The 12,313-nt window shown below is 70.4% G+C and carries 11 protein-coding genes; 9 read left to right on the forward strand and 2 right to left on the reverse strand.

Annotation, left to right across the window (positions count from 1 at the left end; translation table 11 throughout):
• Positions 1–16: 16 nt before the first annotated feature.
• The 6 genes from GTY96_RS16460 to GTY96_RS16485 all read left to right on the forward strand — a co-directional run bounded on the left by GTY96_RS16460 (position 17) and on the right by GTY96_RS16485 (position 5,339).
• Positions 17–769 carry a hypothetical protein gene (locus tag GTY96_RS16460; protein WP_143904147.1) on the forward strand — a complete coding sequence of 251 codons (753 nt, stop codon included), beginning with the start codon at positions 17–19 and terminating at the stop codon, positions 767–769.
• Positions 766–1,332, forward strand: a complete 567-nt coding sequence (locus GTY96_RS16465; protein ID WP_161665208.1) for a hypothetical protein — start codon at positions 766–768, stop codon at positions 1,330–1,332. The genes GTY96_RS16460 and GTY96_RS16465 overlap by 4 nt, the downstream gene beginning before the upstream one ends.
• A 104-nt stretch (positions 1,333–1,436) precedes the next feature.
• Positions 1,437–2,114, forward strand: coding sequence for a uracil-DNA glycosylase (locus tag GTY96_RS16470; RefSeq protein WP_161665209.1), 678 nt, complete (start codon positions 1,437–1,439; stop codon positions 2,112–2,114).
• 41 nt (positions 2,115–2,155) lie between these two features.
• Positions 2,156–2,785 carry a TPM domain-containing protein gene (locus GTY96_RS16475; RefSeq protein ID WP_161665210.1) on the forward strand — a complete coding sequence of 210 codons (630 nt, stop codon included), beginning with the start codon at positions 2,156–2,158 and terminating at the stop codon, positions 2,783–2,785.
• Complete coding sequence (locus GTY96_RS38565) at positions 2,782–4,386, forward strand: TIM44-like domain-containing protein (protein WP_161665211.1); 1,605 nt, start codon at positions 2,782–2,784, stop codon at positions 4,384–4,386. The genes GTY96_RS16475 and GTY96_RS38565 overlap by 4 nt, the downstream gene beginning before the upstream one ends.
• Before the next feature lie 149 nt (positions 4,387–4,535).
• A complete protein-coding gene (locus tag GTY96_RS16485) occupies positions 4,536–5,339 on the forward strand; it encodes an acyl-CoA thioesterase (protein ID WP_143904156.1) in 804 nt (267 codons plus the stop codon).
• Between the two features lie 100 nt (positions 5,340–5,439).
• Here GTY96_RS16485 and GTY96_RS16490 read toward each other — a convergent pair whose 3' ends face one another.
• Positions 5,440–5,799 (reverse strand): response regulator, encoded by a 360-nt coding sequence (locus GTY96_RS16490; RefSeq protein ID WP_143904158.1) that lies wholly within the window; start codon positions 5,797–5,799, stop codon positions 5,440–5,442.
• Between the two features lie 137 nt (positions 5,800–5,936).
• Positions 5,937–7,277: a M24 family metallopeptidase gene (locus GTY96_RS16495; protein WP_143904160.1), complete on the reverse strand. Its 1,341-nt coding sequence runs from the start codon at positions 7,275–7,277 to the stop codon at positions 5,937–5,939.
• A gap of 332 nt (positions 7,278–7,609) precedes the next feature.
• On the opposite strand from GTY96_RS16495, the gene GTY96_RS16500 reads away from it, so the two are divergent.
• The 3 genes from GTY96_RS16500 to gyrA all read left to right on the forward strand — a co-directional run bounded on the left by GTY96_RS16500 (position 7,610) and on the right by gyrA (position 12,313).
• Positions 7,610–8,455, forward strand: coding sequence for an SAM-dependent methyltransferase (locus GTY96_RS16500; RefSeq protein WP_161665212.1), 846 nt, complete (start codon positions 7,610–7,612; stop codon positions 8,453–8,455).
• Between the two features lie 61 nt (positions 8,456–8,516).
• Positions 8,517–9,272, forward strand: coding sequence for a tetratricopeptide repeat protein (locus GTY96_RS16505; protein ID WP_161665213.1), 756 nt, complete (start codon positions 8,517–8,519; stop codon positions 9,270–9,272).
• A gap of 239 nt (positions 9,273–9,511) precedes the next feature.
• Positions 9,512–12,313, forward strand: a complete 2,802-nt coding sequence (gene gyrA, locus GTY96_RS16510; RefSeq protein ID WP_161665214.1) for a DNA gyrase subunit A — start codon at positions 9,512–9,514, stop codon at positions 12,311–12,313.

Below are 12,313 nucleotides of genomic sequence, written 5' to 3' on the forward strand. Positions count from 1 at the left end.
CGGAGGTTCTCAGCCCATGCGTGGTCCCTGGTGGTGCTGCTTGTGGCTGTCCTCGCTTGGGGGTTGTGCGTCCTCCGCTCCGCCCGACCCAGACCTGGTGCGGCCTGAGTCCGGAGCCCCCTTCCTGGAGGAGATTCCGGGGCCCCTGCTCGGGCCCTTCGAGTCGTCCTCGGATGCACTGCTCGCCGCTTGCGGGAAGATCCTGTCGAAACCTCACGCAAGCGCGGGCCGCCCGGACCATCCCAGCTTCGACACCCGCTGGCGCGTCTCCAGCGAATACTGCGCCTGGCTGTACTACACGCCGGAGCATCGTTACGTCGTCAGTCGCCTGACGGACCAGTCGAGGGTCGATCCCGTACAAAGGAGCAAGAGCTGCCTGTTGCCATCCCGGGTCGTGGATGCGCGGTATCCGGCCGAAGCCCTTCGCTACATCTACGCGCTTCACAACCATCCCTATGGCAGCGCGCTGTCCGCCAATGACCTGCGCTTCATCGTCTCCGAAGGACGGGTCCACGGCTTCGAGAGCGAGACGGAGAGTGGCCGCGTGAGGCTGTCCATCGTGGCCTTCTTCTCCAACGTGATGGAGCCGGCGTCGTGTGACGGCTTCCACCAGTACATTCCTCTCACGGGTCAGTTGTTGAAATGGACGCGCGATGCGTCGGGGTGGCGGTGCGAGCAGACGGGGCGTGTCACGTGGCAGGATGCGGAGGCATTGGACTTCACCATCCAGAAACTCCAGGGACCCTGCATGAGGGGAGTGGGGCCATGAAGCGGCTGCTGCTCCTGGGGGTGGTGCTGTGGAGCGGGTGCATGCGACGCGACCTGGCGCCGTCCGGCACGCTGGCGCAGGAAGACCGGTCCATCGTCTTCCCGGAGATGTTCTCGCAGGAGGTGCTGTCCGTGGGGGCGCCAGGCCAGACGTACTCACTGGAGGGCGCCCTGCTTCGCGCGATGGTTGTCGCGGCCGACGACTTCCTTCCCCAAGGGCAGGAGGGACGGCCTTGCTGGAGCCGGCGAGAGGCCTATCGCTTCCGGCTCTTGCGAGAGGGCGACATCGCCTTCATCCGCATGGACGTGGATCCTCGTGCCTGCGCACCGGGAGGGGTTCCTCTGGATGGAAGTGCCACCTACGCGGTCCGGGTATCCGATGGACGCATCCTGCGGCGGCTCCACGACGGAGAGCCCAATGGAACGCCCATGTCTGGCAGCCCCGATGCGGGCAATCCCGATGGAGCCTCGGACCCCTCCATTCCGGTGGGAGATACCTCCTGGGGAGAGGCGCTTCCCTCGTTCCCAGCCCAATGGCTGGACGCGGGGAGTCCCGCCCCCTGAGCGGCCCATCTCCATGATGGCCTGCGCCCGGCCCCCGGGCGTGAACGCCTTCACCGCTTGTCTCGCGTCTTGGCTAGGGTAGGGCTCCTGGGAGGGACGCAACGATGCTGGTGGACGGGTTGCCCGAGGACTGGAAGCAGGTGCTGCATGACGCCATCCACGCGCCGTCGTTCAAGGCGCTGGAGACGTTCGTGCGCGAGGAACGCAAGGAACACACCGTGTTCCCGTCGGAGGAGGACCTGTTCTCCGCGTTCCGTCTCACGCCCTACGCCGACGTGCGCGTGCTGCTGCTGGGCCAGGACCCCTACCACGGCCCCGGACAGGCCCATGGCCTGGCCTTCTCCGTCCAGCCCGGCGTCCCCCCACCGCCCTCGCTCGTGAACATGTTCAAGGAGCTCCAGAGCGACGTGGGCGCCCCGAAGCCGCGCGACGGGTCGCTCATCCCTTGGGCGAAACAGGGCGTGCTCCTGCTCAACACCGTGCTCACCGTGCGCCAGGCCACGCCCAACAGCCACGCGAAGCACGGCTGGGAGCACTTCACCGACGCCGTCATCCGCGCCGTGAGCGCCAGGCCAGACCCCGTCGTCTTCCTGCTCTGGGGCAAGCCCGCCCAGAAGAAGACCGCCCTCATCGACTCGAAGCGCCACATCGTGCTGGAGGGCGTGCACCCCTCGCCGCTGTCCGCCAGCAAGGGGTTCTTCGGGAGCAAGCCCTTCAGCACCACCAACGCCGCGCTCGAGAAGCACGGCCAGCGCCCCATCGATTGGGCGCTGCCCGCGTAGGCGTCAGGCCGTCGGCGGGTTGGCTATAGTGCCCGCCCACGATGGCCAACACCTTCCTCGAAGACGCCGCCCGGACCCAGGCCGCCGAAGCTGTCGCGGCCATTGAATCGCAGACGTCCGCGGAGGTCGTGGTGTCGGTGCGCTCCGCCTCCGGCCACTACGCCCACACCGATGCCCGGTTGGGCGCGAGCGCCGCGTTCGGGGTGCTCCTGGTGCTCCTGTTCATTCCCCAGGACATCCACCTGTTCGCCTTCCCGCCCGCGGTGCTCCTGGCCTTCGCGGCGGGGGCGCTGGCGAGCCGCCTGCTCCCGGCGCTCCGCCGCGCGCTCACCTCGCGCAAGCTCCAGGAGGACTCCGTGCGCACCGCCGCGCAAGCCGCCTTCACCGCGCTGGGCGTGTCGCGCACCTCGCGGCGCACCGGCATCCTCGTGTTCGTCTCCCTCTTCGAGCGCCGCGTGGAGGTCGTCTGCGACCACGGCGTGGACACCGCGCTCCTGGGCGCCGAGTGGCAGGAGGCGCTGACGCGGCTGGCCGCCACGCTGGCCGCGTCCACCGTGCCCGGCCCCTTCTTCGAGGCCCTGCTCCGCATCCAGGCGCCGCTGGCCCGCGTCCTGCCCCGCCAGGAGGATGACGTGAACGAACTGCCGGACATGCCCGGAGCCGTCGCGTGAGGGGCTCAAGGACCTTCCTGCTCGCCGTCGCGCTGCTCCTGGGGCTGGGCTTCGGCGCCCTCCCTGTCTCCGAGGCGCGCCCCGGCGGCGGCAATTCCTATCGGGGCTCGTCGAGCAGCCGGAGCTCCTCTGGCAGCCGGTCCTCCTCCAGCTCCGGCAGCCGCTCCTCTTCGTTCGGCTCCAGCAGCCGGTCCTCCTCCAGCTCCGGCAGCCGCTCCTACGCCAGCTCCAGCGGCGGCGAGTCGTCGTCCTCGGGGGGCGGAGGCGCCAATGGAACGGTCTTCGTCATGCCGCTGGTCGTGGCCGTCGTGCTCCTCCTGGCCATCCGCGCGAAGTCCAGGTCGGACGAGGAGGAGTGGAGCACGACGGCGCCGAAGGCCCCTCCGCCCCGGCGCCAGGACTCGCTGCGCGCGAAGCTCGAGGGGCTGGCTCGCGTGGGGCCTCGCGGTTCGGACGGGCGGTTGCAGCCGTTGGATCCGGACTTCTCCATCGTCCTCTTCGAGGACTTCGTCTATTCGCTCTTCGCCCGGGTGCACGAGGCGCGCGGCGGCGACCGCCTGGACACGCTGGGCGGCTGGCTGTCCGACAGCGCCATCGCCTCGCTCAGGGAGCTGGGGACGCCGGACGCGGTGAAGGCCGTGGTGGTGGGCGCGACCACGTACGAGTCGGTGGAGGGCGTGGGCGCGAAGAGCCGGCGCGTCCGCGTGGTCCTGCGCTTCGAGGCCAACTACACGGAGGTCTCCAGGTCCGAGCAGAGCTGGTACGTCGCGGAGGAGTGGCGCCTGGAGCGGGGCGCGTTCGTGAAGTCACGGCCGCCCGAAGACGTGCGCGCGTTCAAGTGCCCCCACTGCGGCGCGCCGCTGGATGCGGTGCAGGGGAACACCTGCTCCTATTGCAACACGGTGGTGAACACCGGCGGGTACGACTGGGTGGTGACCCGCGTGACGTCGCGGGAGCGGGAGCGGCGCGGCCCCCAGCTCACCGGCACCACGGAGGAGGAGGGCACCGAGCTGCCCACGGTCAAGGACCCCCACGCGCGGGAGCGGATGGACGCGCTGCGGAAGGAGGATCCGTCCGCGACGGCCATGGCCGTGCGCAAGCGCCTGGAGTTCATCTTCGGCGAGATGCAGACGGCCTGGTCCCAGCGCGAGTGGCAGGGCATGCGGCCCTTCCTCAGCGACAACCTCTTCCAGACGCAGCTCTATTGGATCAACGCCTACCGCCAGGCCGGTCTGCGCAACATCACGGAGGACGCGCGCATCACGGGCGTGACGCTCGCGCGGGTGACCCGGGATGCCTACTTCGACGCCGTCACCCTGCGCATGCACGCCGTCAGCCTGGACTACACCGTGCGGGACCAGGACGGGCAGGTCGTGGGCGGCAGCCGGACGCGGGAGCGGGCGTACAGCGAGTACTGGACGCTCATCCGCGGCCGGGGCGTGAAGGGCAGCCCCTCGACGCGCAAGGCGTGCCCGTCGTGCGGCGCCCCCCTGTCCATCAACATGGCGGGCCACTGCACGCACTGCCAGGCGCGGGTGGTCTCCGGTGAATTCGATTGGGTGCTCAGCCGCATCGAGCAGGACGAGTCCTATCAGGGCTGAGCCGCGCCCAGTCCCTTCGCGAACGCGTCCGCCGCGCGCGTTCGCGGGGGTGGGGGAGCCTTCACCGGGCGCGCGTCCAGGCGAGCGACAGCCCGCGCGGACTCGAATCGTGGTGACATCCCACGGGCACCCGTAGGATGCGGTGCATCATGACCGCCGCCTTCCTCGCCGCCACCCTCGTTGAACCGATGGAACCCGGGCACTACCGCTCCCGCTACGAGGCGGCCTGGTATCAAGGCCGTGGCGCCTACGGCGGCGTGGTGGCGGGGCAGGTGCTGCGCGCGCTGGAGCACCACCTGAATGACGCCCGGCGGCCGGTGCGCTCGCTCACGGTGCACTTCTGCTCGCCCGCCGTGGAGGGCATCGCGGATGTGCACACGCGCATCGAGCGCGCCGGCAAGCTCGTCACCCACGCCACCGCGCGCGTGGAGGGAAGCGGAGGCGTGGTCGCCGTCGCGACCGCCACGTTCGGTGCCGCGCGCGGGGGCGCCCCTGCCTATCAAGAGTTCGTCATGCCGGAGGTGCCGGCCCCGGAGGCGCTGACGCCCGTCTCCGAGGACGCGCCGATGCCGGACTTCTGCCGCTTCTTCGAGTACCACTTCTGCGTGGGCCCGGCGCCGTACTCGGGCGGCTCCGTGGCGGAGGTGGGGGGCTGGCTGCGGCCGCGCGACCCCACCGTGCTGGATGGGCCCCTGTGCGTGGGGCTGATGGATGCGTATCCGCCGTCGGTGCTGTCGCGCATGGACGGCTTCCGCGCGGCCGCGTCGGTGGACTTCAGCGTGCAGTTCTTCCAGACGTTCCCCGTGGCGGGGCTCGCGCCGGATGCGCGCTACCTGCGCACCGGCCGCTCCCGGCATGCCTCCGACGGCTACACGGAGGAGTCGCAGCTGCTCTGGACCCAGGACGGCACGCTGCTCGCGCAGTGCCGTCAGCTCGTCGCCGTGCTCGGCTGAGGGTCCCGCGCGAGCAGCCCGGAGCGCGTGCGTGGAAGCGCGCGCCGGCGCCCTGCTCAGCGAACGGGGTTGAAGCGGGCGCCGCGACCGCGCCTCCGGCTCAGGCCGCCAGCTGCTTGCGCAACAGCCGCGTCAGCTCCGCCGGGTCCACGGGCTTGGGCAGGAGCTCCGCGCCGTAGCGGATGGCCACGGGAATCAGGTCGTCCAGCTCCGAGTGGCCGGTGAGGAAGATGAACGGCGCCTGGCACTCCTGCAGCTCGCGGATGGCGACGAGCACGTCGGAGCCGGTCATCTCCGGCATGTTGTAGTCGCACAGGATGGCGGACACGCCAGTCAGGTCCAGGTGGAACGCCTCCGCGGGGGACTGCACGGTCAGCACCGTGTAGCCCGCGCCACGCAGGACATCCCCCACGGTCGCGAGGACGAAGCGGTCATCGTCGATGACCAACACGCTTGGCATGGGGCGGCCCTCCAGCGCCTGACTGAGCGGCGATGCGGCCGAGTGTAACCGAGCCTCTGTCTCCGCGCGCCACACCCCACCGGGCAGGTCTCCGGGGTCGGATGCACCCACGTCGCAGGGTGTGGGCGCGGCGGGGCTCAAGGTTGCGGAGTCGTCACGGCGGTGAGGGACGGGATGAGGATGAGCTTTTCCTGGGGTGGGTTGAGGTATTCGGCGCCGGTCTCGGTGACGACGGCCATCTCCTCCACGGAGAGGATGCGCAGCGCATCCGGGCTGCTGCCGTCCTTCCACGCGAAGAAGCCGTCGAAGGCGAACACCTGCCCGGGCCGCAGCGGGCGCAGCGCGGAGCCGGTGGGCGGCTTGCCGGACGCGGCGCCGGACAGCGCGGGGCCCGCGTCATGGGCCCAGTAGCCCACGGGATGGCCGGTGCCCCACATCACGGGCTCGGAGCCCGCCTCGCGCATCCAGTCGCGCTGGGCCTTGTCCACGTCGTAGCCGCGCACGCCGGGCTTCATCGCCGCGAGCGCGATGCGGCTGCCCTTCTTCGACTTCTCCCACTTCGCCAGCGCCTCCGCGGGGGGCTGCGTCTCCCCCGGCGCCAGCACGTAGGCGAAGCGCTGGATGTCCGTCACCCACGTGTCGCCCACGCGGATGCCGAAGTCCGTCTGGATGAAGTCCCCCGGCTGGATGACGCGGTCGGTGGCGTTGGAGTGCCCGCGCGTGGGCCCGCTGTTCACGTTGGGGTTCTGGTCCGGCTGCCAGCCGTCGCCCACGCCCAGCTCCGCGATGCGCTTCTTCAGGAAGCGCGCCACGTCCGAGTCCCGCGTCTTGCCCGGCACCACCGTGCGGTACGCCTCCTCCTCCAGCTTCGCGGTGAGGTCCGCGGCCTTGCGCATGAAGTCCACCTCCTCCGGCAGCTTCACCGACAGCCACTCGGCGACCAGGTCCTCGGAGGACACCAGCTTCTTGCGCAGCGCGGGCGTCAGCGCCGCCTCCAGCTTCGCGCGCTGCGTGGCGGACAGCCCGTCCGCGATGGGCATCTGCTCCGACGAATTGATGGCCACCTTCGCGGGCTTCGCCTTCACGAGCCGCGCGGCCACGAGCGCGTGGAGGTCCGTGCCCCGCTCCAGCGGCACCACCTCATCCACCACGCCCATGTCCTTGAGCGCGGTGGCCTCGCCCGCGGGGGACAGCGCCACGGAGCGCAGCGCGTCGCCGTCGCGCAGGAACAGGAACGCGGCGGTGCCGCCCGCGTTCTCCCCGCCAATGTGGCCGGCGAGCGGGTCGTTGTCGTTCTCACGGCAGAGCACCACCCACGCATCCACGCCCGCGCGGGCCATGGCCTGGGGCAGCAGCTTCTGGAGGCGCTCCTTGCGCACCCGGGGCCAGGCGCCTTCCGCGGAGGGCACGGCGGGCGCCGCGTGGGCGAGGGAGGCGGACAACAGGGCGGAGAGGAGAACGGGCCGGATGCGCGTCATGGTGCGTTCTTTCGGGTGGGGGGAGGCCACGGATTGTTTCACGGCCGCGCGCCGGTGGAACCCGCGAAGGCATGCACGCGGCAGCGGCTTCGCCGGGCTGTCGTGGAATCAGGAGGCATGGCGCACGCGGGAGGGCGTCCCGCGGAGGGCCCTCGGGCCTGGACGCACGGGGCGTGGGTCTGTCCTCGGGTGAACGCTCGCCTGCCCCGAGGGAGCGGAGCCGGGCGGATGTCTGTCATTGCCCCGGGACCTCGGGGGGGAGCGCCGGGGAGGCGGAGGTTTGCGACCTTGCGGTGCTCCACTCGCAGCCCTTGTCCCCAGAGGAGTCGCCCATGCGCGTCGAGAGAACGGAATCCGCGGAGGACCGCGTCCCGGGCGATGAGGACCGGGAGCTGCGGTGGCAGGCGCTCCAGGCCCGGCTGTACGCGCCGCTGACGGAGGCGGTGCTGCGCGGCGCGGGGCTGCGGCCCGGCATGCGGGTGCTGGACGTGGGCTGTGGCGTGGGCAGCGTGTCGTTCCTCGCCGCGGAGCAGGTGGGCTCCACGGGCGAGGTGGTGGGGCTCGACCGCGAGGCCCGCGCGCTCACGTGGGCCCGGCGCCGCGCCGAGGCGCTGGGGCTGTCCCACGTCCGCTTCCAGGAGGGCAGCCTGGAGACCCTTCAGCGCGGGGAGCCCTTCGACGCCATCGTGAGCCGGCTGGTGCTGATGTACCAGCCCGACCCCAGCGCGTTCGTGCAGCAGATGGCGGAGCACCTGCGCCCCGGTGGCGTGATGGCGCTGCACGAGCTGGAGCTGTCGGCCATGGGCCTGGTGCACCCGAAGCTGCCGCTGTTCCACCGCATCTGGAGCTGGATGCTGCCCACCTGCGAACGGGTGGGCATCAAGGTGCACATGGGGATGGAGCTGGTGGCCACGCTCCGGCGCGCGGGGCTGGTGGTGGCGGACGGCGTGGTGGGAGGGCGCGTGGGCGTGACGCCGGACTCGGACCCCACGCACACCCTGGTGGAGACCGTGCGCACGCTGCTGCCCCACATGCAGCGGCTGGGCGTGGCGCTGCCCATGGAGGTGGACGTCGACACGCTGGCCGCCCGGCTCGCCGCCGAGCTGCGCACGGGCGGCGGCGTGCTGGTGCCCAGCCTGATGGTGGGGGTCTGGGGCCACCGGCCGGGCACTGTCTGAGATGGGCGTCTTCGCACGTCTTCACGAGCGGCGGCGGGGTGGGTCGCTTAGAGTGGACTCCATGGCAAGAACGGCACCCCGCAAGTCCCCGGCGAAGGCGAAGAAGCAGCCCGCCCGCCCGGCCGCGCCCGCGAAGCCCTCGGCCCGGCCGGTGAAGGCGAAGGTGGAGCCCCACCGCGCCGCCACCTCCGGCCCGAAGCCTCCCGTGCTGGAGGGCGAGCCCGTCTTCGACACCGGCCCCGCGGCCGACCCTCGCGAGGGCGCCACGAAGCGCCTGCCCGCCGGTGAGTCGAAGGGCGGGGTGCTGCCTTTTGAAATCGATCCCGCCCAGCTGGAAGCAGGCCTCAAGAAGCTCCGGGGCGAGCTGGTGCACTGGACCAACAAGGGCCGCTACACCAAGGTGCGCTTCAAGTTCCGGGGCAAGCAGCTGCTGCCCGACCTGCCCCTGGCCGCCGTCGTCGCCGCGGAGGGGCTGTCGTTCTACTGGGGCGGCATCCTGCGCATGCTCGTGGCCAACGTCGTGGGCAAGAGCGTGCTGGAGGTCGAGCTGGTCAACGACGCGGACAAGCGCGTGCAGGCGGGCCGCGAGGCGCTCCTTTCCGGTGATGTGGACCAGGCGCTCGCGCTGTTCCGCGAGGCGCTCGCCATGGACCGCGACAACGCCTCCGCGCACCTCAACGTGGGCGTCGCGCTGAAGCTTCGGGGCGACCGCGCCGGGGCCCTGGCCGCGTTCGACGCCGCGAAGGCCAGGGACCCCCAGGGCGGCGTGGGCGCGGAAGCCGAACGGCTGGCCGCGAGCCTCCGCCCGAAGGCCTGAAGCAGGTCCGAAAGAAGGCCCGAAAACCCCCCTCCGGCGGGGCTGAAAACGCACCGCCTGGGTGTTGCTTCCGGGTGCCTCGGAAACACCTCCTCCGACCCCTCGGACCGGGCGGGCGGGCAGCCGTGGCGAATCCCCCCTGTTTCCCTTATTGACTGAGGGAAATCCAGGGGTTACGAACACTCTCCCATCGGGCGGAGCCCCCCACGTGAGGGGCCCGTCCGCACCTTCCAGAGCCCATGGCTGACGACACCACCGACACGCCGGCAACGCCCCCCGCGCCTCCTCCGTCGAGCGGCGCCGGAGAGCTCATTCCCATCAACATCGAAGACGAGATGCGCCGTTCGTATCTCGACTACTCGATGTCCGTCATCATCGGCCGCGCGCTGCCTGACGTGCGCGACGGCTTGAAGCCCGTGCACCGTCGCGTCCTCTTCGCGATGAACGACCTGGGCAACCTCCACAACCGCGCCTACAAGAAGAGCGCGCGCGTGGTGGGTGATGTCATCGGTAAGTACCACCCGCACGGCGACTCGTCCGTCTACGACGCCATGGTGCGCCTGGCGCAGGAGTGGAGCCTCCGCTACCTGCTGGTGGACGGCCAGGGCAACTTCGGCTCGGTGGACGGCGACTCGCCGGCGGCCATGCGCTACACGGAAGTGCGCATGGAGCGGCTGGCGGAGGACCTCCTGTCGGACATCGACAAGGAGACCGTCGAGTTCGGCCCCAACTACGACGACTCGCTGGAGGAGCCGCTCGTCCTGCCGGCCAAGTTCCCCAACCTCCTCGTCAACGGGAGCAGCGGCATCGCGGTGGGCATGACCACCAACATCCCGCCGCACAACATGACTGAGGTGGTGTCCGGGACGCTGCACCTGATCGAGAACCCGGACTGCACCGTCCTGGACCTGATGGAGTTCATCGAGGGACCGGACTTCCCCACCGCGGCCATCATCACCGGTCGCGAGGGCATCCGGCGCGCCTACGAGACGGGCCGCGGCTCCATGACCATCCGTGCGCGCACGGAGATCGAAACGAACAAGAAGGGCGACCGTGAGGCCATCATCGTCACGGAGATCCCCTACCAGGTGAACAAGGCGCGCCTCATCGAGAAGATCGCCGAGCTGGTGCGCGAGAAGAAGCTGGAGGGCATCAGCGACATCCGCGACGAGAGCGACCGGCAGGGCATGCGCATCGTCATCGAGCTCAAGCGCGATGCCATCTCCCAGGTGGTGCTCAACAACCTCTTCTCCATGACGCAGATGGAGACGACGTTCGGCGCGGTGATGCTGGCCATCGACGGCGGGCAGCCGCGCACGCTCAACCTGAAGGAGCTGCTGGACCGCTTCATCGCGCACCGCCGCGACGTGGTGACGCGCCGCACGCGCTACGAGCTGCGCAAGGCGCTCGCGCGCATGCACATCGTGGAAGGCCTGCTCGTCGCGCAGGACCTCATCGACCTGGTGGTCAGCCTCATCCGCGCGTCTCGCGACCCGGACGAGGCCCGCTGGGGCCTGATGAACATCCTGTCGCCGGACCTCTACACGCGCGAGCGCTTCCAGAACCTGGATCGCATCGACTACGCGAAGGCCAAGGCGCAGATGGAGCTGCTGGTCAGCCGCGCGCGCAACGAGGAGCCGGCGTACGGCGGCCTGGAGCACAAGTACGAGGGCGCGGGCTTCAGCGAGGACCAGGCGCAGAACATCCTGGAGATGCGCCTGCAGCGGCTCACCGGCCTGCAGCGCGAGGAGCTGTTCAAGGAGCTCATCGGGCTGGTGCGCGACATCGCGCGGCTGCGCGACATCCTCGCCAACGAGAAGAGCCTGCTGGGCGTCATCAAGGCGGAGCTGATGGAGATCCGCGAGCGCTACGGCGACAAGCGCCGCACGGAGATCACGGGCGCGGTGGATGACTTCACCAGCGAGGACCTCATCGCCGAGGAGACGATGGTGGTGACGCTCTCGCACACGGGCTACGTGAAGCGCTCGCCCCTGTCGGAGTACCGGGCGCAGAAGCGCGGCGGGCGCGGCAAGACGGGCGCGGGGACGAAGGAGGACGACTTCGTCACCAAGGTGTTCGTGGCCAGCACGCACGCGTACCTGATGCCCATCACCACCAAGGGCAAGCTGTACTCGCTGAAGGTGCACCAGATTCCGCAGGGCAGCCGCACGTCACGGGGCAAGGCCATCGTGAACCTGGTGCAGTTCGGGGAAGGGGAGCGGCTGGCGCAGGTGCTGGTGACGCGCGACTTCCCGGAGAACCGCTACGTCTTCTTCGTCACGAAGAAGGGCGTGGTGAAGCGCACGGACCTGAGCGCGTTCGAGAGCGTCCGGGCCAGCGGCATCATCGCGCTGGGCATCGACGACGGTGACGAGCTGGTGGGCGTGATGATCACCGACGGGACGAAGGACATCCTCCTGTCCACGGCCACGGGCATGAGCATCCGCTTCAAGGAAGAGGATGTGCGCTCCATGGGCCGTCAGGCCTACGGCGTGAAGGGCATCACGCTGGAGGACGGCGACGAGGTGGTGGGCGCGGACCTCCTGGACAAGGAGCCCGAGGAGGGCCAGACGCCGGCGGAGCAGGGCAGCGCCATCCTCACGGTGACGGAGAACGGCTACGGCAAGCGCACGGAGGGCGGCGAGTACCGCCAGCAGGGCCGTGGCGGCAAGGGCATCATCGACATCAAGACCACCGAGCGGAACGGCCGCGTGGTGGGCGTGGTGCAGGTGAAGGACAGCGACGAGGTGATGCTCGTCACCAACGGCGGGATGCTCATCCGCATGAAGGTGAAGGAGATCTCCGTCATCGGCCGCAACACGCAGGGCGTGCGCCTCATCGCGCTGGAGAACGGCGAGGAGAAGGTGATGGCCATCTCCAAGCTGCCAGAGGGCGAGGAGTCCGAGGAGGAGGCCGACGAGACCACGTCTCCGGTGGAGGCGGCGGGAGAGGCTTCGGACGCCGCGCCGGCGGACGCCGCGGCTGCGGAGGCCCCGGCGGGTGAGCCCGCTCCGGAAGGCGAGCCCGGCTCGGAAGGCTGA

Source organism: Corallococcus silvisoli (assembly GCF_009909145.1).
GTDB lineage: Bacteria > Myxococcota > Myxococcia > Myxococcales > Myxococcaceae > Corallococcus > Corallococcus silvisoli.

What these genes read in the sequence shown, in the direction of transcription:
- GTY96_RS16460 (WP_143904147.1), top strand. Translation starts at nt 17, where the DNA reads ATGCGTGGTCCCTGGTGGTGCTGCTTGTGGCTGTCCTCGCTTGGGGGT.
- GTY96_RS16465 (WP_161665208.1), top strand. Translation starts at nt 766, where the DNA reads ATGAAGCGGCTGCTGCTCCTGGGGGTGGTGCTGTGGAGCGGGTGCATG.
- GTY96_RS16470 (WP_161665209.1), top strand. Translation starts at nt 1,437, where the DNA reads ATGCTGGTGGACGGGTTGCCCGAGGACTGGAAGCAGGTGCTGCATGAC.
- GTY96_RS16475 (WP_161665210.1), top strand. Translation starts at nt 2,156, where the DNA reads ATGGCCAACACCTTCCTCGAAGACGCCGCCCGGACCCAGGCCGCCGAA.
- GTY96_RS16485 (WP_143904156.1), top strand. Translation starts at nt 4,536, where the DNA reads ATGACCGCCGCCTTCCTCGCCGCCACCCTCGTTGAACCGATGGAACCC.
- GTY96_RS16490 (WP_143904158.1), bottom strand. Translation starts at nt 5,799, where the DNA reads ATGCCAAGCGTGTTGGTCATCGACGATGACCGCTTCGTCCTCGCGACC.
- GTY96_RS16495 (WP_143904160.1), bottom strand. Translation starts at nt 7,277, where the DNA reads ATGACGCGCATCCGGCCCGTTCTCCTCTCCGCCCTGTTGTCCGCCTCC.
- GTY96_RS16500 (WP_161665212.1), top strand. Translation starts at nt 7,610, where the DNA reads ATGCGCGTCGAGAGAACGGAATCCGCGGAGGACCGCGTCCCGGGCGAT.
- GTY96_RS16505 (WP_161665213.1), top strand. Translation starts at nt 8,517, where the DNA reads ATGGCAAGAACGGCACCCCGCAAGTCCCCGGCGAAGGCGAAGAAGCAG.
- gyrA (WP_161665214.1), top strand. Translation starts at nt 9,512, where the DNA reads ATGGCTGACGACACCACCGACACGCCGGCAACGCCCCCCGCGCCTCCT.